The sequence below is a fragment of the Pseudomonas sp. 910_23 genome (assembly GCF_052850795.1).
In genome coordinates, this window is record NZ_VXCZ01000005.1 from 22840 (window position 1) to 42547 (window position 19708).

The 19708-nt window shown below is 60.9% G+C and carries 21 protein-coding genes; 12 read left to right on the top strand and 9 right to left on the bottom strand.

Annotated elements, in window-relative coordinates; translation table 11 throughout:
* Nucleotides 1–91: 91 nt before the first annotated feature.
* Nucleotides 92–988: a LysR family transcriptional regulator gene (locus FW800_RS07345; protein ID WP_446437307.1), complete on the top strand. Its 897-nt coding sequence runs from the start codon at nt 92–94 to the stop codon at nt 986–988.
* Here the strand turns inward: FW800_RS07345 and dhaL are convergent.
* The 7 genes from dhaL to FW800_RS07380 form a co-directional block, all read right to left on the bottom strand.
* Nucleotides 945–1592 (bottom strand): dihydroxyacetone kinase subunit DhaL, encoded by a 648-nt coding sequence (gene dhaL / locus FW800_RS07350; protein WP_005788858.1) that lies wholly within the window; start codon nt 1590–1592, stop codon nt 945–947. The genes FW800_RS07345 and dhaL overlap by 44 nt on opposite strands.
* A gap of 2 nt (nt 1593–1594) precedes the next feature.
* Nucleotides 1595–2596 (bottom strand): dihydroxyacetone kinase subunit DhaK, encoded by a 1002-nt coding sequence (locus tag FW800_RS07355; RefSeq protein WP_032876100.1) that lies wholly within the window; start codon nt 2594–2596, stop codon nt 1595–1597.
* A 154-nt stretch (nt 2597–2750) separates the two neighbouring features.
* Nucleotides 2751–3866 carry an MDR/zinc-dependent alcohol dehydrogenase-like family protein gene (locus FW800_RS07360; RefSeq protein WP_032803582.1) on the bottom strand — a complete coding sequence of 372 codons (1116 nt, stop codon included), beginning with the start codon at nt 3864–3866 and terminating at the stop codon, nt 2751–2753.
* 27 nt (nt 3867–3893) lie between these two features.
* Entirely contained in the window at nt 3894–4649 is a 756-nt protein-coding gene (locus FW800_RS07365) for an SDR family oxidoreductase (RefSeq protein ID WP_446437308.1), read from the bottom strand.
* Nucleotides 4650–4802: 153 nt separating this feature from the next.
* On the bottom strand, nt 4803–5810 hold the full coding sequence (locus tag FW800_RS07370) for a substrate-binding domain-containing protein (RefSeq protein WP_446437309.1): 1008 nt from the start codon (nt 5808–5810) through the stop codon (nt 4803–4805).
* A 34-nt stretch (nt 5811–5844) separates the two neighbouring features.
* A complete protein-coding gene (locus FW800_RS07375) occupies nt 5845–6822 on the bottom strand; it encodes an ABC transporter permease (RefSeq protein ID WP_005788849.1) in 978 nt (325 codons plus the stop codon).
* Nucleotides 6819–8306, bottom strand: a complete 1488-nt coding sequence (locus FW800_RS07380) for a sugar ABC transporter ATP-binding protein (RefSeq protein WP_446437310.1) — start codon at nt 8304–8306, stop codon at nt 6819–6821. The genes FW800_RS07375 and FW800_RS07380 overlap by 4 nt, the downstream gene beginning before the upstream one ends.
* Nucleotides 8307–8589: 283 nt before the next feature.
* On the opposite strand from FW800_RS07380, the gene rpiB reads away from it, so the two are divergent.
* From rpiB to FW800_RS07395, 3 genes are all read left to right on the top strand, one after another.
* Complete coding sequence (rpiB, locus tag FW800_RS07385) at nt 8590–9051, top strand: ribose 5-phosphate isomerase B (RefSeq protein ID WP_032876090.1); 462 nt, start codon at nt 8590–8592, stop codon at nt 9049–9051.
* Nucleotides 9052–9114: 63 nt separating this feature from the next.
* Nucleotides 9115–10095 carry a sugar-binding transcriptional regulator gene (locus FW800_RS07390; protein ID WP_005788844.1) on the top strand — a complete coding sequence of 327 codons (981 nt, stop codon included), beginning with the start codon at nt 9115–9117 and terminating at the stop codon, nt 10093–10095.
* 395 nt (nt 10096–10490) lie between these two features.
* Nucleotides 10491–12053: a TerC family protein gene (locus tag FW800_RS07395; protein ID WP_446437311.1), complete on the top strand. Its 1563-nt coding sequence runs from the start codon at nt 10491–10493 to the stop codon at nt 12051–12053.
* On the opposite strand, the gene FW800_RS07400 is transcribed toward FW800_RS07395, so the two are convergent.
* Nucleotides 12040–12375: a thioredoxin family protein gene (locus FW800_RS07400; RefSeq protein WP_446437312.1), complete on the bottom strand. Its 336-nt coding sequence runs from the start codon at nt 12373–12375 to the stop codon at nt 12040–12042. The genes FW800_RS07395 and FW800_RS07400 overlap by 14 nt on opposite strands.
* 340 nt (nt 12376–12715) lie before the next feature.
* On the opposite strand from FW800_RS07400, the gene FW800_RS07405 reads away from it, so the two are divergent.
* The 8 genes from FW800_RS07405 (at nt 12716) to FW800_RS07440 (ending at nt 19303) form a co-directional block, all read left to right on the top strand.
* Nucleotides 12716–13564, top strand: coding sequence for a transporter substrate-binding domain-containing protein (locus FW800_RS07405; protein WP_005788838.1), 849 nt, complete (start codon nt 12716–12718; stop codon nt 13562–13564).
* Between the two features lie 52 nt (nt 13565–13616).
* The gene (locus FW800_RS07410) at nt 13617–14279 is read left to right on the top strand and encodes an amino acid ABC transporter permease (protein ID WP_005788836.1); all 663 of its coding nucleotides are present in this window, start codon (nt 13617–13619) and stop codon (nt 14277–14279) included.
* Between the two features lie 12 nt (nt 14280–14291).
* Nucleotides 14292–14954, top strand: coding sequence for an amino acid ABC transporter permease (locus FW800_RS07415; RefSeq protein WP_032876082.1), 663 nt, complete (start codon nt 14292–14294; stop codon nt 14952–14954).
* Nucleotides 14951–15733 (top strand): amino acid ABC transporter ATP-binding protein, encoded by a 783-nt coding sequence (locus tag FW800_RS07420; RefSeq protein WP_103734357.1) that lies wholly within the window; start codon nt 14951–14953, stop codon nt 15731–15733. Before FW800_RS07415 ends, FW800_RS07420 begins: the two co-directional genes overlap by 4 nt.
* A 15-nt stretch (nt 15734–15748) precedes the next feature.
* Entirely contained in the window at nt 15749–16138 is a 390-nt protein-coding gene (locus FW800_RS07425) for a RidA family protein (protein ID WP_005788829.1), read from the top strand.
* Between the two features lie 167 nt (nt 16139–16305).
* The gene (locus FW800_RS07430; protein ID WP_032876076.1) at nt 16306–17070 is read left to right on the top strand and encodes an IclR family transcriptional regulator; all 765 of its coding nucleotides are present in this window, start codon (nt 16306–16308) and stop codon (nt 17068–17070) included.
* Between the two features lie 9 nt (nt 17071–17079).
* The gene (locus tag FW800_RS07435; protein WP_005788824.1) at nt 17080–18288 is read left to right on the top strand and encodes an amino acid deaminase; all 1209 of its coding nucleotides are present in this window, start codon (nt 17080–17082) and stop codon (nt 18286–18288) included.
* Nucleotides 18289–18397: 109 nt separating this feature from the next.
* Entirely contained in the window at nt 18398–19303 is a 906-nt protein-coding gene (locus tag FW800_RS07440; protein WP_446437313.1) for a sugar kinase, read from the top strand.
* Between the two features lie 103 nt (nt 19304–19406).
* Here the strand turns inward: FW800_RS07440 and FW800_RS07445 are convergent, their stop codons facing one another.
* On the bottom strand, nt 19407–19682 hold the full coding sequence (locus FW800_RS07445; protein ID WP_003174397.1) for a peptidylprolyl isomerase: 276 nt from the start codon (nt 19680–19682) through the stop codon (nt 19407–19409).
* Between the last annotated feature and the right edge of the window lie 26 nt (nt 19683–19708).

Genomic DNA, 19708 nt, shown 5'->3' on the forward strand with positions numbered 1-19708 from the left:
TTAGTGTTCAGGAGCTACGAGCTTATCCCTGGCTAATCAAATTTTTGTTAGGCGCCAGGAAGTACTTCATTACCTTTGAGCTAATGCTGCCATGGAAATCCGCCATTTTCGTTACTTTCTGGCCGTGGCCCGGCAGCGCAATTTCACCCGCGCCGCCGAGCAATTGGGCATTGCGCCGCCGACCCTGAGCCGGCAAATCCAGGACATGGAAACCAGCCTGGGCACGCGCTTGTTTATCCGCCGGCAGCGCGAAGTCAGCCTCACCGAAGCGGGTGCCGCGCTGCTGAGCGAGGCTGAAGCCGCCGTGCGCCAATTCGAGTTCGCCCAGCGCAGTGCCCAGCGCGCCGGGCGTGGCGAGATCGGGCATATCGAGTTGGGTTACGTGGCTTCGGCGCTGTACTGCGGGCTGTTGCAGCGCCAGGTGCGAGGGTTCAGCCAGGCGTTTGCCGATGTGAACGTGAACCTGCGCGAATGGGCCATGGCTGCGCTACCGGGCGCGGTGGCCGATGGGCGCTGCGATATCGGTTATATCCGTTCGCCGATGACCCTGCCGGACGGCGTTGATGCGGTGCGCCTGGACAGCGAAGGCTTTGTGCTGGCGCTGGCTCATGACTCATGGCTGCTTGGACTCAAGGCAATCACCTGCGAGCACCTGGAAAACGAGACGTTTATCCTGCCGGAACAAATCAGCGGCACCTTGCATGTCGCCGCCCAGGGCGGCTACGCACCGCGCCTCGGCGCGCAGCCGGGCGGGTTGGTGGCGGTGGTGGCCCTGGTGTCGTTGGGGCAGGGGGTTGCGGTAGTGCCGGCATCGATGGTCGGGCATGTGAGCCTTCCGGGCGTGGTGTATCGCAATATCCAGGGCAATGAGGCGTCGTCGTGGTTGTCGTTGATTTACCGGCGTTTTGAAAAAGCGCCGGCGGTGGCGCGGTATATCCAGCAGGTCAAGCAGTCAGTCGCGGCTGCACCGAGTCGGCCAGGCGCGTAAGAATCAGGCAGCACGACACCGCCCCGGCGTCCAGCACCCCGAGAGAGCGCTCGCCCAGGCGACTGGCGCGGCCGATCTTGGCCACCAGGTCCTTGGTCGAATCGCGCCCCTGGGAGGCGGCGGTTTTCATCGCCTCCAGCGCATCGTTGAAAGACGCCCCGGATGCATGTGCCTGTTCAAACGCCTCTACTGCAGGAATAAGGGTATCCATCAGGCACTTGTCGCCCACGCCCGCCTCGGTGATGTCCTGCAGTGAGGTCAGGCCGCCGCGCAACAGATGGGCGAAGGTCGCGGCGTCGATGTCTTCACAATTGCGCACTTCGTCGGCCATGCCAATAAACAGGCTGCCATACAGCGGGCCCATGGAGCCGCCGATGCCTTCCATCAGGCTCAGGGTCAGTTCATCCAGGGCTTGGGCCAGGCTCAGTTGGCGGCCTTCGATAGTGCGACCGCAGTGGGCGAAGCCCTTGGCCATGTTGATGCCGTGGTCGCCGTCGCCAATGGCGCCGTCGACTTCGCTGAGGTATTCGCGATTGGCCACGATGACGCTGACCAGGTCGGCAACGATGGCGCTGCCGTCACGGGTGGAAAAGTGCTGGCTCATGTTTACTCCGCCTGGGTCATGCCGATGGAACGGCAGGGTTGGTCGATCAGGGTTTTCAGCTCGGCGTCGAGGCCGAGCAGGGTCAGGGTCACGCCCATCATTTCCAGGGAGGTGAAGTAGTTGCCGACGTAGCAACGGTGAATCTTCAAGCCCTTGGCCTTGAGTTGTTTTTCCACCTCGGCGTAGAAAATGTACAGCTCCATCACTGGCGTGGCGCCAAGGCCCGAGACCAGCACCACCACACTGTCGTCCTGGCTGAAGTCGCGGTCGGCCAGGATCGGCGCAAGCATGCGCTCGGCCATGGCCGCAGCCGGTTCAATCGGAATGACTTCGATGCCCGGCTCGCCATGATGGCCGATGCCCAGTTCCATCTGGCCGTCAGGGATCTGGAAGTTCGGCTTGCCGACGGCGGCGATGGTGCAGGGCGTGAGGCCGATACCGATCGAGCGGCAGTGGTCGACGGTCTTCTGCGCGACGCGAATCACCCCGTCGAGGTCGTAATGCTGGGCGGCGGCGGCACCGCCGATCTTCCACATGAAGATTTCCCCGGCCACTCCGCGACGCTTGGCGATATCGGCCTTGGGCGCCGAAGCCACGTCGTCGTTGGCCACCACGGTGCGGATGCGCATGTCTTTGCTGGCGGCCATTTTCATCGCCAGCTTGACGTTCATATTGTCGCCGGCGTAGTTGCCATACAGGCAGGCTACGCCCGCGCCATGGTCGGCGGCGCGGAAGGCGTCGAAAAAGCTCTTGGCGGTGGGCGAGGAGAAAATCTCGCCGACGGCCACGGCGTCTACCAGGCCCGGGCCGACATAGCCGAGGAACGCCGGCTCATGCCCGGAGCCGCCGCCGGTCACGATGCCGACCCGACCCTGACCGGAGGGCCGGGCCTTGACGATGACCCGTGGGTTGGTTTCGTACTGGCGCAGTTCGGGGTGCGCGACCAGGATGCCGCGCAGCATGTCTTCGACCACTTGGTCGGGATCGTTGATGACTCGATTCATAACGCGGGTTCCTGTTCTTGTTCTAAAGGGCGACACCAATCCATTGTGGGAGCTGGCTTGCCTGCGATGGCGGTGTGTCAGTTGGCGAATCTTTATCTGATTCACCGCCATCGCAGGCAAGCCAGCTCCCACAGTTTGTGTGTTGCTGCTGCAATCAGGGTTCGAGCACCACCTTGAGCGATTTATCGCCGCGCTCCATCACCGCAAACGCCTCCTTGAAATCCGCCAGGGCAAACTTGTGGGTCACCACATCGCGCATGTCGATCTTGCGGTTGCCGATAAAGTCGATGGCTCTCGGGTACATATAGGGCCCCAGGTGCGAGCCGAGGATGTCCAGCTCCTTGCGGTCGCCGATGATCGACCAGTCCACCGTGGCCTCGTCATTGAACACGCTGAATTCGACGAAGCGCCCCAGCTTGCGCAGCATCGCCAGGCCCTGGTTGACCGCCTTGTGGTGCCCGGTGGCTTCGATGTAGATGTCGCAACCGTAGCCATCCGTGATCTCGCGGATTTTCGCCAGCACATCCACCTCTGCCGGGTTCCAGACTTCGTCGGCGCCCATGCGCAGGGCGAGGGCGGCGCGCTCGGGTTTCATGTCCAGCACGATAAGCTTTTTCGGGTTGCGCAATCGCACCGCGCCGATGATGCCCAGGCCCAAAGTGCCGGCGCCTGCGACCACCACAATGTCGTCATGGTCGACGTCGGCGCGCTCCGCGGCGTGCAGCGAGCAGGCCAATGGCTCGATCAGGATCGCTTCATCGGGGGCGATGGATTCCGGCACTTTGTGGATGATGCCTTCCTTGGTGAAAATCATGTACTGGGCCATGGCGCCCTGCACATTATTCTGGAAGCCATACAGGTCATGCTTCTGGCACATCCAGTACTGGCCGTGGTTGCAGAAGCGGCAACCCCAGCACGGCACGATCTGTTCGGAAATCACCCGGTCGCCGACCGCCACGCCGCGCTTTTCGGCGCCTGGGCCAAGGGCGACGACACGGCACACGAACTCATGCCCGGGAATCATCGGCGGCTTCACATAGCGCGGTTGCTCGGCATCGCCCCAGAACGACGGCGCGCCGCGATAGGTCTTGATATCGCCCATGCAAATGCCGCACAGCTCGACCTTGGTCAGGATCTCGTCGGGGCCGGGGGTGGGCACGTCGACGGTTTCCAGGCGGTAGTCTTCCGGCCCATGGCAGACCACGGCCTGCATGGTTTTGGGGATGCTCGGGGCAAGTTGTTCGGGTGTGCGTTCGGTGACGGTGGACATGACAGGACCTCACGACATAAAGATGAATTACTGAATGCTGTAGCCGCCATCGATCACCATGTTGGCGCCGGTGATCATCTGCGCGGCATCGCTGAGCAGGTATAGCGCCAGCCCGGCGATTTCTTCCGGCTGGGCAAAACGCCCCGCCGGGATCTGCAATTTGGCCCGCTCACCCACGTCGCCGGCCCAGGCTTTTTTGCCCAGGGCGGTTTCGACGATGGTGGGGGAGATGGCATTGACGTTCACCTGCGGCGCCCACTCCATGGCCAATACCTTGGTCATGCCGACGATGGCGGCTTTGCTGGCGCAGTAGGCGACGTGACGGTCCAGGCCAATCACAGCGGCCTGGGACGCCAGGTTGACGATGCGCCCGCTGCCTTGGGCGAGCATGTGTCTGGCGCAGGCCTGGGCCACGAAGAAACTCGCCTTGAGGTTGATGTCCAGGGTAGTGTCCCAGGCGCTTTCGCTGACCTCGATGGCTTTGTCCAGCAACACCACGCCTGCGCTGTTGATCAGGTAATCCAGGCGCTGGAAGTGTGTGAATACGCGGTCGATGGCGGGTTGTATCTGGCCGGTCTGGCCGAGGTCGACGGCAATGCCCAGGTGCCCGGCACCCAGGCTGGCGGCCACCTCGACCACGGCCGGGTCGCGGTCCAGCAGCGCCACCCTTGCGCCGCGTTCCGCCAGTAAGGTGGCGCAGGCCAGACCAATGCCGGCGGCGCCACCGGTGATGACCGCGCAACGGCCGCTGAGGTCGAAGGCTTGGTTCCAGAAACCAGACATGAATAACTCCCGTTACAGATCAAAAGGTAGAACGCGGTCCAATGTGGGAGCTGGCTTGCCTGCGATTGCATCGACCCGGTCTACCTGATGCACCCAGGTGCCTGCATCGCAGGCAAGCCAGCTCCCACAGTTGACTGTGTTTCAAGCCACTGACTACTTGCCGCCGCTGACTTGCTTGTACAGCGCATCCGCATTGGCATTGGTCACCGGCACCCACGGCAGGATGTAGTTCCTGGCCGTGCCGTCACCCCATTTCACGTCCTTGGCGTAGCGCTCCCAGATCACCGATTGCGGCTTGTAGTCCTCACCGGCCAGGGCGCGCAGGGCCACGTCCAGTGCGCCTTGGGATTGGGCCTGGGCGTCCTGGAGGAATGTGGTGACTTCGTCTTTTTTTGCCGCCTGGATCGCATCCGGCATACCGTCGATGGAGGTCACGGGTACCTCTTTGGAGGTCAGTCCGTGGGACTTCAGGGCCTGCACAGCGCCGAGGGCCATGTCGTCGTTCTGGGCGATCACGCCGTTGATGCCCTTGGGGTGGGCGTTGAGCCAGTCTTCGGTGAGGGTCATGGCCTGGGCGCGGTCCCAGTTGGCAGTTTTCTTCTCGATGATCTTGATGTCAGGGTGTTTGCCCAACACTTCCAGCTCGCCTTTTTCCCGGTCGATCTGCGCCGACTGGCCAATCGGGCCCTGGATGATCACCACGTTGCCCTTGCCGTTGAGCTTGTCGACCATGGCCTGGGCTTGCAGGCGACCACCTTCCACGTCGTCGTTACCGACATACGGCACGTTGGCATCGGCTACTTTCGTATTGGAGGCGATGACCACCACGTCGTTGCTCATGGCCGCCTTGACCGTACCGACACCGGCCTTGGTATCAATGGGTACGAACAGAATCGCGTCGTAGCGTTGGGTCACCATATTTTCGATCTGGTTGTTCTGGGTCAGGGCGTCGTAGTTGCCGTCGAATACGGTCAACTGCACGGTGCCATCCTTGACGGCCGGATGTTCCTTGAGCTCACGCACCCAGTTCTGCATGAACTGGCCCTTGAGGCCGTAGACGGCCGCGCCGATCTTGTAGGTCTTGCCATCGGCTGCCATGGCGACACTGCTGGCGAGCAGGGAGAGGGCCGCCGCGGCGGCCAGGGTAGTACCCAGTTTCATAAGTCGAACTCCAGTTATTGTTATCGGTCGTTCTTCAGCGTTTTTTCTTGCGCCACACGTCGATCAGTACTGCGAACACGATGATCAGGCCCTTGGCGACCTGTTGGTAATAGGAGGACACGCCGAGCAGGTTCAGGCCGTTGTTGATCACGCCGATCAGCAGCGCCCCGAACAAGGTGCCGACAATGCTGCCGGTACCGCCCGACAGGCTGGTGCCGCCGATCACCACCGCGGCAATCGCGTCCAGCTCATAGGAAACCCCGGCCTGGGGCAGGGCAGAGGTGGTACGTGCCGACAACACCACGCCGGCCAATCCTGCGAGCAGGCCCGAAACCACGTACACCGAAAACATCACCTTGCGCACGCCGATGCCGGAGGTGCGTGCGCTTTTTTCATTGCCGCCCACCGCGTACACGTAGCGGCCGTAGGTGGTGTAGCGCAGCACCATCCAGAAGATCAGCGCGACCACAGCGAAGATAATGATCGGCACGCCCACTGGGCCGATCTTGCCGATACCCAGCGCCAGGTAGGCGTCGGGCAGGTCGGTTATCGGGCTGCCGTCGTTGAGGATAAAGGTCATGCCGCGGGCGATGCTGAGCATACCCAGGGTGGCCACGAACGGCGGGATCGACAGGTTGGCGACCATAAAACCGTTGACCACGCCAAGCATCGCCCCGGCAAACATCCCGGCGCTGACCGCCGCCAACAGGCCATAGCCCTGGGTGGCGACCATCGCGCTGCACAATCCGGCAAAGGCCAGGATCGAACCTACCGACAAGTCGATGCCCTTGGTCAGGATCACGTAAGTCATGCCCACGGCGAGGATGCCGTTGATGGAGGTCTGGCGCAGGATGTCCATCCAGTTGCGCCAGGTCATGAAGTATTCGCTGGAGAACGCCATCACCACGCACAGCAGGATAAACACCAGCGGCAGGCCGAAGCGGTCCAGAGACAGGCGCAAGCGGTTGCGTGGCGCGGTGGTGACAGGGGCGGCAAGGGTTTTGGCATTCATGAGGCAAGACTCAACAAGGCTTCCTGGGAAAGGGCAGTGTCGGTGCTGATGGTCACCAGCCGGCCGCCCTTGAATACGGCAATGCGATCACTCAAATGCAGCAGTTCCGGGGCTTCGGACGACACCACGATGGCGGCGCCGCCGGCCCGTACGAACTGGTCGAGCAGGTGGTAGATCTCCTGCTTGGCGCCTTCATCGATTCCGCGGGTGGGTTCGTCGCAAAGCAGGCACACCGGCTCGGTGGACAGGCATTTGGCGAGCACGACTTTTTGTTGGTTGCCGCCGCTCATGGACGCCACCGGCAGGTCCAGGGAGCTGGTCTTGATCTGCAGGCGCTTGACCATGTCTTCGGCCAGTTGGGCTTCCTTACGCGCATTGATCAGCGACCAACTCGACAAGCGCTTGTAGGCCGACAGCGCGATGTTCGAGAGGATGCTGCCGGTCAGCACCAGGCCACTGTCCTTGCGGTCTTCGGTGACCAGCGACATACCGGCGTTGATGGTGGCCTTGGGCAGCCCGATGGGCATGGGCTTGCCTTGCAGGGTGACGCTGCCGGAATCGGCTACGGTCAGGCCGTAGATGCAGTTGAGAAACTCACTGCGCCCGGAGCCCATCAGCCCGTAGATGCCAAGAATTTCGCCACGGCGCAATTGCAGGCTGATGTCGTGGAACTCGCCGTTGCGGCTCAGGTTGTCGACTTGCAGGCAGGTGTCGGCGGCGCATTCACGGCCGACCTTGTGGTCGATGCGCGTCAGTTCCCGGCCAACAATGCCGCGTACCAGGTGGTCGCGGTCGATATCGGCCATGCGCCCGCTTTCCACAAAGGCACCATCGCGAAAGATGCTGTAGTCATCGGCGATCTGCGCCAGTTCGCTCAAGCGATGGGACACATACACGATACCGGCACCCCGTGCAGTGAGGCGGCGAATGGCCTTGAACAGGGTTTCTGCCTCGCGCTCGCCGATGGCCGAGGTGGGCTCGTCCATGATCATCACCTGGCAGTCATGGCTGAACGCCTTGGCGATTTCCACCAGTTGAATCTGCGCCACACTCAAGCGGTGCATGGGGCTGGTGGCGTCGACGTCGAACTCCAGGCTTTCCAGCAGCTCGCGGGTGCGGCGGTTCAGGGCCTTGCTGTCGACAATGCAACCGGCGCGGCGCGGCTCGCGGCCCAGCCAGATGTTTTCGGCGACGGTCATGTAGGGGATGGGTTCCAGCTCTTGGGTGATCATCGCGATCCCGGCCGCCAAGGCTTCACTGGGGCGGTTGAACTGCACCGGTGCACCGTTGAGCAAAATGGTGCCGGCGTCACGCTGGGTGATGCCCATCAGGATGCTCAGGAAGGTCGACTTGCCGGCGCCATTGCCACCGCACAGGGCGTGGACGCTGCCGGCGCGCAGAGAGAGGCGCCCGTCACGCAGGGCAGGTACCCCGGCGTAAGCCTTGGCGACGTGTTCAGCCTGGAGCAGTAATGGCTTGGCCATCGGCGTGTCCTCGTGCTGTGAATTCTTATTAGGTCGCACAGTCATGTTTCGCTGTGATCATATGTGTATCAAATGAAATTCTGATCAGTCAATCTCTTTCATTAAAAAGCGTTGATTCTCATCTGGGGTGACTATATCGGCTGTTTAGCCCGCTTTGACTGCAAGTTCAGTTAAATCTCGCTTGACATGAAGGGCATAATGATCTCGAAATGGCTGAGCGAAATTTCACTGAGTGATCATATGATCAGTCTTAATCTAGATCAGGGCAGCGGAGCCAGACGCCATGAACACACCTTTTCCGGTGGCTATCGGATGCGATGAAGCGGGTTTTGAGCTTAAAGAGCTGTTGAAGCGCCATATCGAGGCGCTGGGTTACCCGGTCACTGACTTCGGTACCCATTCCATCGCGCCGGTGCTCTATCCGGACATCGCGCTGGCCGTGGCCAACGCTATCAGCGCCGGGCAGCAGCGCCTCGGTGTGCTGGTGTGCGGCACCGGCATCGGCATGGCCATCTCGGCCAACAAGGTGTTGGGTATCCGCGCGGCTCAGGCCCATGACACCTATTCGGCGGAGCGGGCGCGCAAGAGCAACGATGCGCAGATTCTGTCCATCGGTGCGCGGGTGATCGGCGCTGAACTGGCCAAGAGCATTGTCACGGCGTTCCTGGCCTCGGAGTTCGAGGTGGCGCGTTCCGGGGCCAAGGTCGAGCGCATCAACGCAATCGAGCGCGATGGGCATCAGTAGTGGACGGCACGGGGCAAGAGTCGGGAGAATGCGCCTTTGACGCCGAAACGGAAGCCCGTCCCCATGAGTGACAGTACCCAGCGCATGGCCAGCGATATCGATCAAATGACCGAAGTGGCGATGCTCTATTACCTTGAGAACGTCACTCAGGAAGCCATTGCCAAGCGCTTTGACCTGTCGCGGGCCAAAGTCAGCCGCCTGCTCAAGCGTGCGCGAGATGAAGGCATTGTCGAGGTGCGCGTGTTGCAGCACCCGGCGATGAACAACGAACTGGAGCGCGCGTTGGTGGAGCGCTTCAAGCTCGACCGCGCCTTGATCGCCGTTGACCACAGCGACCCCGACACCCAGCGCTCGGCAGTCGCCAGCCTGGTCGCCAACTACCTGAACAAAACCTTGGGTGATGGCATGATCGTCGCCGTGGGCATGGGCCGTAACGTCGGCGCGGTGGCCGATAACGTGTTCCTGCCGGTGACGCGCAACTGCACGTTCGTATGTGCTATCGGTGGTTCGCTCAAGGCCGGCGAGTACATGAACCCCGACCATATCTGCCGGCGCCTGGCCCTGCGCTTTGGCGGCGAGAGCGAAAGCCTGTACGCCCCGGCCCTGGTGGCCAACCCGGAACTGCGCGGTGTGTTGATCAATAACGACACGGTACGCTCCACCCTCGACCGCGCCCGGCGTGCCGACATTGCCCTGATCGGCATTGGTGATATGAGCGAAAACAGCAACATGGTGCGCATGGGCTGGTTCTCGCCCCAGGAAATCGCCCAGGCGCGGTTGTCCGGTACGGTGGGCGATATGATGGGCTATGACTTTATCGATATTCACGGTCAGCCGGCGGTCAACGCCATTCAAGGCCGAGTGATCGGGTTGACGGTGCAGGAGCTGTTCCGCATCCCGGATGTGGTGGCGATTGCCAGTGAAAACACCAAGGCCGCAGCGACGCTGGGGGCGTTGCGGTCGGGGGTGATCAATACGCTGGCGACGACGGTCACCAATGCTCACACCATTCTGGCGCTGGATGATGCCACCCGAAAGTCTTGATTTATCGCCCACCTGACTTGTGGGCAGGCTTTCTGTGGGAGCTGGCTTGCCTGCGATGCAATCACCTCGGTATGCCTGAAACACCAAGGTGTCTGCATCGCAGGCAAGCCAGCTCCCACAAGAGTTGCTGTGCTTCTGATAGGGGTTTACAGGTTTTGTAATAGTTTTGCGCTGTGGGAATTTTGTATTTCAAATGTAGGATTCAAGTCCTTTTGTCATTTCAGGACTTGCATGAACACCCTCTCGGAGCCTCCCAGTCGTCTTTCCCCAAGACAACCACTGTCGCTGTTCCCGCTGAAGCACCCCGTATTCCGTCAACTAACCTTGTCCCGGTCGTATGACCGCACGTTGCCGTGCCCGGCGTTCTAAAAATTTAAAAGACAGAGACTCTATAAATGGAATGGTTAGCGGATCCAACGGCCTGGCTCGGCCTGGCGACCTTGATTGTGCTGGAACTGGTGCTGGGTATCGACAACCTGGTGTTTATCGCGATCCTGGCAGACAAGTTGCCGCCGGAGCAGCGCGACCGTGCGCGCTTGATCGGTTTGTCCCTGGCGTTGCTGATGCGTCTGGGCCTGTTGGCGAGTATTTCCTGGTTGGTGACCCTCACCCAGCCGTTGTTCGAGGTGTTCGACAAGAGCTTTTCCGGCCGTGACCTGATCATGCTGTTCGGTGGTGTGTTCCTGTTGTTCAAGGCCACCATGGAGCTGCACGAACGCCTGGAAGGCCACGTGGCCCAGCACAAAGGCAATGTGGCTTATGCGATGTTCTGGCCGATCGTGGCGCAGATCGTGGTGCTCGACGCAGTGTTCTCCCTCGACGCGGTGATTACCGCAGTGGGCATGGTCGATGAGCTTGCGGTGATGATGATCGCGGTGATCGTGTCCATCGGTTTGATGATCGTGGCGAGCAAGCCGCTGACCCGCTTCGTCAACGCCCACCCTACGGTGATCATGCTGTGCCTGGGCTTCTTGATGATGATCGGTTTCGCCCTGACCGCCGAAGGCTTGGGCTTCCATATTCCCAAGGGCTACCTGTACGCGGCCATTGGTTTCTCGATTCTGATCGAGGTGTTCAACCAGATCGCCCGCTCGCGTCGCAAGAAATCGGCACGAGGTGTGCTGCCGGTGCGTGAGCGTACGGCCCATGCAGTGATGCGTTTATTGGGTGGCCGCAGCCTGGCGGTGGAAGAGGTGGGTGAAGAGGTCGCTGACTTGCTGGGCGAGCCGGATACTGCACAGGGCCCGCTGTTTGATCGACGTGAGCGGGTGATGATCAGCGGGGTGCTGCAACTGGCCGAACGGCCGATTCGTACCCTGATGACACCACGGGCCAAGGTTGACTGCATCGACCTGGCGGACGATCCCGACACGATCCGCCTGAAGCTGATGCATTCGTCCTACTCGCGTTTGCCGCTGATCCGCAACGGTGCGGTGGATGAACCCTTGGGCTTTGTGCACAAGAAGGAACTGCTCAAGGAGTACCTGGCCGGTAACGAGCCGAACCTGGAGCACCTGGCGCGCCGGGCGATCAACCTGCTGGAGAGCTTTTCGATCCTCAATGCCCTGGAGCAGATGCGCCAGGAGTCCACCCACATCGCCTTCGTGATCAACGAATTCGGGGATTTCATGGGGGTGTTGAGCATGACCGACATTCTGGAGTCCATCGCCGGTGAATTGCCCGATGCCAGTGAAATCGAAGGCCCGGACATTGTCGAGGAGGGCGCGGGCTTTCGTGCCAATGGTGCCTTGAATCTTAATCAGGTGAGCCGACGCACCGGCTTCAAGGCCGTGGCGACGGAGGATTACCAGACCCTGGCCGGCCTGGTGATGAGCCTGTTGGATCGCTTGCCGGTTGTGGGCGATAGTCTTGAATATGAGGGGTGGCGCCTGACTGTGGCCGCGGTGGAAGAACGGAGGGTGACGCAGGTTTGTTTGTCGCCGCTTACGGCCCCTTGATCTGAAGGCGAGCGAACCGCTTGAACGCGTCTTCAAGCGCTTGCTCGCCGAGTCCGGGAACGGTTTCCTGAAGCTGTTGGTCCTGGTAGATCAGCAGCATTGGAATTCGGTCCACGCTTGGATGGCGCGGTGTTTCGGCGCAATCAAGGATCATGATCTTGACCTGGCCTTCGTACCTCTGGCTTATCCCCATGAAGCGTGGCATTGCATCAGTGCATGCCGCGCAACCATGGGAAATGAATACAACGAATACGGGCTGCTTCGTATCGAGTTCGCGGTCAAATTGCGCCTTATCTGCGATCACTGCATTGACGTAGTCCATCGGGCATCTCCCTGTCACTCCTCGGCTTACGCTAAGTCGGAAAATCGTCCAGGTCTACTGTCAACCTTCACAGGTCCGTTTTCACGTGCCTTGCATCTGGAGCGTCATCCAGGCACCCAGATAGGTGCGCAGTAACACCGTTGTGGGGCGTTGCGTAGCAAAACCCTACGCCTTCGGCGCAACGCCGTTAACCGCTTCAATAGCTAACTTGCTGAACCCCAAAGAGTTTTCCGGCAGCATATTTTTCCTTCCGTAGCTGTGGCACACTTTCTGCTGTCTATTCCGTTGTTACATACCAAGTTCCGGTATAGCGGAATACACAATCCCTGGAGTGCTTGTCATGCATCATCGACCTTCCGTATTCAAAGCGTGTGTTTTTCTTGTTGCCGCATCGGCTTCCTTCACAAGCATGGTGCAGGCGGCGGACAGCAAGCTGGATGATGTGCTCAAGCGCGGGCATCTGATCGTGGGTACAGGCAGTACCAATGCGCCGTGGCACTTCCAGGGAGCGGATGGCAAATTGCAGGGGTTTGATATCGACATCGGCCGCATGGTGGCCAAGGGTTTGTTCAATGACCCGAGCAAGGTCGAGTTTGTGGTGCAGTCATCCGATGCGCGCATTCCCAACCTGCTGACGGACAAGGTCGACATGAGCTGCCAGTTCATCACCGTCACCGCCAGCCGTGCGCAGCAGGTGGCTTTTACTTTGCCGTACTACCGTGAAGGCGTCGGCCTGCTGTTGCCCAACAACAGCAAGTACAAGGAAATCGAAGACCTTCAAGCCGCAGGCGATGACGTGACCGTGGCCGTGCTGCAAAACGTGTACGCCGAAGAGCTGGTGCACCAGGCACTGCCCAAAGCCAAGGTCGACCAGTACGACAGTGTCGACCTGATGTACCAGGCCGTGAACTCCGGTCGCGCCGACGCGGCTGCCACCGATCAGTCCTCGGTCAAATACCTGATGGTGCAGAACCCCGGTCGCTACCGCAGCCCCACTTACGCCTGGAGCCCGCAAACCTACGCGTGTGCGGTCAAGCGTGGCGACCAGGATTGGCTGAATTTCGTCAACACCGCGCTGCATGAAGCCATGACCGGTGTGGAATTTCCCACCTACAAAGCTTCTTTCAAGCAGTGGTTCGGCGTTGACCTGCCAGAACCGGCCATCGGTTTTCCCGTGGAATTCAAATGATCCGGAACAGCCGGGGCGTGCTTGAGCACGCCTCACTCAGGTATTGCCGACCATGAACTATCAGTTGAATTTTGCCGCCGTCTGGCGTGACTTCGACACCTTGCTGGCGGGGCTCGGCCTGGGCCTGCAGTTGGCTCTGCTGTCGATTGCCATCGGCTGCGTGATCGGCCTGCTGATGGCCTTCGCCATGCTGTCCCGGCACCGCGCGTTGCGCATCCTCGCTTCGGTGTACGTGACGGTGGTGCGCAATACGCCGATCCTGGTGTTGATCCTGTTGATCTATTTCGCCTTGCCGTCCTTGGGGATTCGCCTGGACAAAATCCCTTCGTTCATCGTCACCCTGTCGCTGTACGCCGGTGCCTACCTGACCGAAGTATTCCGCGCCGGGTTGTTGAATATTCCCAAGGGCTTGCGCGAAGCGGGGTTGGCGATCGGCCTTGGCGAATGGCGGATTCGTGCCTATATCACCGTGCCGGTGATGCTGCGCAACGTGCTGCCGGCACTGTCGAACAACTTTATCTCGCTGTTCAAGGACACATCCCTGGCCGCCGCGATCGCGGTGCCGGAGCTGACCTATTACGCCCGCAAGATCAACGTTGAAAGCTACCGGGTGATTGAAACCTGGCTGGTTACGACCGCGCTCTATGTGGCTGCCTGTTACCTGATTGCCATGCTGCTCCGTTACCTGGAGCAGCGTCTGGCGATCCGTCGTTAAGGAAGGGTTTGCATGTACGAATCCCCCAGTTGGCTGCATGAATTGTGGATCGCCCGCGAGACCCTGTGGGCCGGCTTCCAGGCCAGTGTGTCGGTCTCGGCACTGGCGATTATCTTCGGCACCCTGATCGGTATCGTCGCCGGGTTGATCCTGACCTACGGCAAGTTCTGGATGCGTGCACCGTTTCGTCTGTACGTCGATCTGATCCGAGGCACCCCGGTGTTCGTGCTGGTGTTGGCGTGTTTCTACATGCTCCCGGCCCTGGGCTGGAAAATCAGTGCATTCCAGGCCGGTGCGGTCGGGTTGACCCTGTTCTGTGGCTCCCACGTGTCGGAAATCGTGCGCGGTGCACTGCAAGCCATTCCCCGTGGGCAACTGGAAGCGGGCAAGGCCATTGGCCTGACGTTTTACCAGTCGTTGGGCTATGTGTTGTTGCCCCAGGCCCTGCGTCAGATCCTGCCGACCTGGGTCAATTCCTCTACCGAAATCGTCAAGGCGTCCACTTTGCTGTCGGTGATCGGCGTGGCCGAATTGCTGCTCAGCACCCAGCAGGTGATCGCCCGCACCTTCATGACCCTGGAGTTCTACCTGTTCGCCGGTTTCATGTTCTTTGTCATCAACTACGCCATCGAATTATTCGGGCGCTACATTGAAAAGCGGGTGGCCTTGCCATGAACCAAGCTCAAACCAAACCAGCGCTGCTGGACATTCGTGGCCTGCGTAAACAGTACGGCCAGGTGGAAGTGCTCAAGGGTGTCGATCTGTCGATGCAGCGCGGCAATGTGGTGACGTTGATCGGCTCCAGCGGCTCGGGCAAGACCACCTTGCTGCGTTGCGTGAACTTGCTTGAGGAGTTCCAGGGCGGGCAGATCACCCTGGACGGCGAGTCCATTGGCTACAGCGAGGTCGGCGGCAAGCGCGTACGGCACCCGGAGCGGGTGATTGCCCAGCACCGCGCCATGACCGGCATGGCGTTCCAGCAATTCAACCTGTTCCCGCATCTGACCGCGCTGCAAAACGTCACCCTTGGCTTGCTCAAGGTCAAGAAGATGGGCAAGGATGAAGCCGTGGCCCTGGCCGAAAAGTGGCTGGACCGCGTCGGCCTGCTGGAACGGCGCAACCACTTTCCCGGCCAATTGTCTGGTGGTCAGCAACAGCGCGTGGCGATTGCCCGCGCCATTGCCATGAACCCCAGCCTGATGCTGTTCGACGAGGTCACATCGGCCCTCGATCCGGAGCTGGTAGGCGAAGTGCTCAGCGTGATCAAGGGGCTGGCGGAGGAGGGCATGACCATGTTGCTGGTCACCCACGAAATGCGCTTTGCCTATGAAGTCTCCGACCAGATCGTCTTCATGAACCAGGGCCGCATTGAAGAGCAGGGCACTGCGAAGGACATCTTCGAGCGGCCGCAGTCGCCGCGACTGGCGGAATTTTTAAAGAACATTCGTTTTTAACAAGGAGCAACTTTTATGAGCATTACTCGTTACGGTACCGGCAGCACCGCAGGTGGCGGCCAGCCACGCCCGTTCGCACGTGCGGTGGAGGCCGATGGCTGGCTGTATGTGTCGGGCCAGGTGCCGGCGGTGGATGGCGAAATCATCAGTGGCGGCATCGTCGAGCAAACCCGGCAGACCATGCGCAACGTGGTGGCGATCCTCGAAGAAGCCGGCTATGAGCTCAAGGATGTTGTGCGCGTGGGCGTGTGGCTGGAAGATCCACGGGACTTCTGGAGTTTCAACAAGGTCTTCGGCGAATACTTCACCCCCGAGCACGCCCCGGCGCGGGCTTGTGTGCAGGCCAATATGATGGTTGATTGCAAGGTTGAGATCGACTGCGTGGCCTACAAGAAAAAGGGCTGAATGCCCCCACTCTTGAGATCACTGAAGATCAATGTGGGAGCTGGCTTGCCTGCGATGACGTAGTGCCAGATAACACCTTTGTCACTGACCCACCGTCATCGCGGGCAAGCCCGCTCCCACAGGGGATCACCGTGCAGCAAACACCTTTGACCGGACCCATCACTGCCATGACCGAAGACACCATCAAACGCCGCGCCAAAGGCCTGGACCGTGCGTTCGATATCCTTGATTTTCTCAAGGAGATCGGCCAACCCCTGCGCCCGAATGACATTGCCAGCGGCATCGGCAGCCCCAAGTCCACGGTCTACGAATTGGTCGCGTCGCTGCTGGAGCGGCGCATTCTGGAAACCGTGGGCAAGGACGGTCACGTGTATCTGGGGCGCCAGTTGTATTTCCTCGGCCAGGCGCACCTGCGGCACTTCGACCTGACCCGCGAGGCCGATCACGCCCTGCAGGAAATCGTCAGCCAGACCCACGAAACCGCGCAGATGTGCCTGCTCAACGGGCGCAAGTACACGGTGGCGCTGATGCGCGAAGGCCAGCGGCATTTTCGTATTTCTTCGGATATCGGTGAAAACGCGCCGATCCCGTGGACCGCTTCCGGGCGTTTGTTGCTGGGGCATTTGAGCGACCAGCAGATCATCGAGCTGATCGACCCCGACGATTTCATCCTGCCGGACGGCCTGCGCCTGCCGCTCGATACCTTCCTGGCGCAGATCCGCCAGGCCACCGTCGATGGGTTCTTTTCCTTCGACAGTGTGGCCGACACCTTCACCCATTGCTTCGCCGCCCCGGTGCGGGACGCCCAGGGCATCAGCATTGCGACCCTGTGCATCGTTGCCCCGCGAGCCGATGCCAGCAAGCACTACCACGACTATCGCCGGGTGCTGATCGACAGCGCCAACAGCCTGGCCCGGCGCATCAACGAATAGGAGTTTTCCATGTCTGCCCTCAATGCCGTTGAAAAAGGTGCCGCCGCCGTCGGTGCCCATTTGGTCCGCGATGTCAGCCTGCCGGCGCTGGTGCTGCACCGTGACGCCCTGGAGCACAATATTCGCTGGATGCAGGACTTTGTCAGCCACAGCGGCGCCGAGCTGGCGCCCCACGGCAAGACCAGCATGATGCCTGCGCTGTTCGAGCGCCAGATCACCGCCGGTGCCTGGGGGATCACCCTGGCCAACGCCGTACAAACCCGCGCCGCCTATGCCGGTGGCGTGCGTCGTGTGCTGATGGCCAACCAATTGGTGGGGGCGCCGAACATGGCGCTGATCGCCGACCTGTTGGCCGATCAGGATTTCGACTTCCATTGCATGGTTGATCACCCGGACAACGTCGCGGATCTGGGCCTGTTCTTCGCCGCGCGCGGCCTGCGTCTGAACGTGATGATCGAATACGGCGTGGTCGGTGGCCGGTGTGGCTGTCGCAGCGAACAAGAAGTGCGTGAACTGGCCCGGGCAATCAAGGCCCAACCGGCATTGGCGTTGACCGGCATCGAAGGCTACGAAGGGGTGATCCACGGCGAGCACGCCATCAGCGGCATCCGTGACTTCGCTGCCAGCCTGGTGCGCCTGGCGGTGGACCTGCAAGACAGCGGCCTGTTCGACCTGCCCAAACCGATCATCACGGCGTCGGGCTCGGCCTGGTACGACCTGATCGCCGAGTCGTTCGAGGCCCAGAACGCTGCCGGTCGTTTCCTCAGTGTGTTGCGCCCAGGCAGCTACGTGGCCCACGACCATGGCATCTACAAAGACGCGCAATGCTGTGTGCTCGACCGACGCAGCGACCTCAACGAGGGCCTGCGCCCGGCGATGGAGGTCTGGGCGCACGTGCAGTCGCTGCCGGAGCCGGGTTTTGCCGTGGTTGCCCTGGGTAAGCGTGACGTGGCCTATGACGCCGGCTTGCCGGTGCCGCTCAAGCGCTACAAGGCCGGGATCGTCCCGGCGCACGGTGATGATGTGAGCGCGTGCAAGGTCACCGCGGTGATGGACCAACATGCGTTCATGACCGTAGCGCCGGGGGTTGAGTTGCGCATTGGCGACATCATTTCGTTTGGCACGTCCCATCCCTGCCTGACCTTCGACAAATGGCAGGTGGGTTGCCTGGTGGATGAGCAGTTGCAGGTGGTCGAGTCGCTGCGTACCTGTTTCTAGACCGCGTCGCACCTATCGGGGGCAAGCCCCCTCCCACATTTGGAATGCATTCCCCTGTGGGAGGGGGCTTGCCCCCGATGAGGCCATCAGCCCCACCGAGACAGCAGCCATGACCACCCAACCCCGCATCGCCCTTATCGGCGAATGCATGATCGAACTGCAACACCGCGCCGATGGCAGCCTGCACCAGAGCTTCGGCGGCGACACCCTGAACACGGCGGTGTACCTGCGCCGTGAGCTGGGCGAGTGCGCCAGTGTCGACTACGTCACCGCCTTGGGCGATGACAGTTTCAGCGACGCCATGTGCCAGCAGTGGCAAACCGAGGGCCTTGGCCTGGGCATGGTCCAGCGCCTGCCCGGGCGTCTGCCGGGTTTGTACTGCATCCAGACCGACGCCAATGGCGAGCGCAAGTTTCTCTACTGGCGCAACGAAGCGGCCGTGCGTGACTGCTTCACCACGCCTGCGGCCGAGCCGATCCTGGCAGCGTTGCCGGACTATGACGTGGTGTATTTCAGTGGTATTACCCTGGCGGTGTTGGGCGAGTTTGGGCGCGAGCGCTTGCTGGACACCCTGGTCGAAACCCGCCGCCGAGGTGGCAAGGTGGTGTTCGATAACAATTACCGACCACGGCTATGGGCCGATGTGCAAGCGGCCCGTGCGGCTTATCGCAAGGTGTTGGCCGAAGTGGATATAGCCTTGTTGACCGAGGATGACGAGCACGCGTTGTTTGGCTATGAGGACAGCGAGCAGGTGTTTGCGGCCTATCCATCGATTGCAGAAGTGGTGCTCAAGCGTGGCGCGGATGCGTGTTTGATTCGCTGTGCGGGAGAGCGCTTTGCGGTGCCGGCGTTGAAGGTGGAAAAGGTGGTGGACACTACGGCGGCGGGAGATTCGTTCAGTGCGGCGTATCTGGCCGGGCGGCTCAAAGGTGGCTCGCCGCAAGAGGCTGCATTGGCTGGGCATCGGCTGGCGAGTCGGGTGATTCAGCTGCCGGGGGCGCTGATACCGAGGTGAATGGCCGCCTGCGGCGGATCGGGAGCAAGCCCCCTCCCACATTAGACTGCATTCCTTCAGTTGGAACAGGGTCAACTGTGGGAGGGGGCTAAAGGCAATCCCATCAATCCCGGTAAAACACCTGCACCAGGTGATAGCCAAACTTGCTCTTGATCGGCCCGTGCACCACCTTCACCGGCTTCTTGAAGATCACCGCATCAATCGCGCCCACCATCTGCCCGGGCCGCACTTCGCCCAGATCGCCGCCACGCTTGCCCGACGGGCAGGTGGAGTACTTCTTGGCCAGCACGTCAAAGGCTTCGCCCTTGGCAATGCGCTGCTTGAGTTGTTCGGCTTCTTCGCTGGTTTTCACCAGGATATGACGGGCTTGGGCTTTCATTGATCTCTACCAAGTGTGCGACGGCG

Coding starts and splice junctions, on each gene's coding strand:
- FW800_RS07345 (WP_446437307.1), top strand. CDS start 92: ATGGAAATCCGCCATTTTCGTTACTTTCTGGCCGTGGCCCGGCAGCGC.
- dhaL (WP_005788858.1), bottom strand. CDS start 1,592: ATGAGCCAGCACTTTTCCACCCGTGACGGCAGCGCCATCGTTGCCGAC.
- FW800_RS07355 (WP_032876100.1), bottom strand. CDS start 2,596: ATGAATCGAGTCATCAACGATCCCGACCAAGTGGTCGAAGACATGCTG.
- FW800_RS07360 (WP_032803582.1), bottom strand. CDS start 3,866: ATGTCCACCGTCACCGAACGCACACCCGAACAACTTGCCCCGAGCATC.
- FW800_RS07365 (WP_446437308.1), bottom strand. CDS start 4,649: ATGTCTGGTTTCTGGAACCAAGCCTTCGACCTCAGCGGCCGTTGCGCG.
- FW800_RS07370 (WP_446437309.1), bottom strand. CDS start 5,810: ATGAAACTGGGTACTACCCTGGCCGCCGCGGCGGCCCTCTCCCTGCTC.
- FW800_RS07375 (WP_005788849.1), bottom strand. CDS start 6,822: ATGAATGCCAAAACCCTTGCCGCCCCTGTCACCACCGCGCCACGCAAC.
- FW800_RS07380 (WP_446437310.1), bottom strand. CDS start 8,306: ATGGCCAAGCCATTACTGCTCCAGGCTGAACACGTCGCCAAGGCTTAC.
- rpiB (WP_032876090.1), top strand. CDS start 8,590: ATGAACACACCTTTTCCGGTGGCTATCGGATGCGATGAAGCGGGTTTT.
- FW800_RS07390 (WP_005788844.1), top strand. CDS start 9,115: ATGAGTGACAGTACCCAGCGCATGGCCAGCGATATCGATCAAATGACC.
- FW800_RS07395 (WP_446437311.1), top strand. CDS start 10,491: ATGGAATGGTTAGCGGATCCAACGGCCTGGCTCGGCCTGGCGACCTTG.
- FW800_RS07400 (WP_446437312.1), bottom strand. CDS start 12,375: ATGGACTACGTCAATGCAGTGATCGCAGATAAGGCGCAATTTGACCGC.
- FW800_RS07405 (WP_005788838.1), top strand. CDS start 12,716: ATGCATCATCGACCTTCCGTATTCAAAGCGTGTGTTTTTCTTGTTGCC.
- FW800_RS07410 (WP_005788836.1), top strand. CDS start 13,617: ATGAACTATCAGTTGAATTTTGCCGCCGTCTGGCGTGACTTCGACACC.
- FW800_RS07415 (WP_032876082.1), top strand. CDS start 14,292: ATGTACGAATCCCCCAGTTGGCTGCATGAATTGTGGATCGCCCGCGAG.
- FW800_RS07420 (WP_103734357.1), top strand. CDS start 14,951: ATGAACCAAGCTCAAACCAAACCAGCGCTGCTGGACATTCGTGGCCTG.
- FW800_RS07425 (WP_005788829.1), top strand. CDS start 15,749: ATGAGCATTACTCGTTACGGTACCGGCAGCACCGCAGGTGGCGGCCAG.
- FW800_RS07430 (WP_032876076.1), top strand. CDS start 16,306: ATGACCGAAGACACCATCAAACGCCGCGCCAAAGGCCTGGACCGTGCG.
- FW800_RS07435 (WP_005788824.1), top strand. CDS start 17,080: ATGTCTGCCCTCAATGCCGTTGAAAAAGGTGCCGCCGCCGTCGGTGCC.
- FW800_RS07440 (WP_446437313.1), top strand. CDS start 18,398: ATGACCACCCAACCCCGCATCGCCCTTATCGGCGAATGCATGATCGAA.
- FW800_RS07445 (WP_003174397.1), bottom strand. CDS start 19,682: ATGAAAGCCCAAGCCCGTCATATCCTGGTGAAAACCAGCGAAGAAGCC.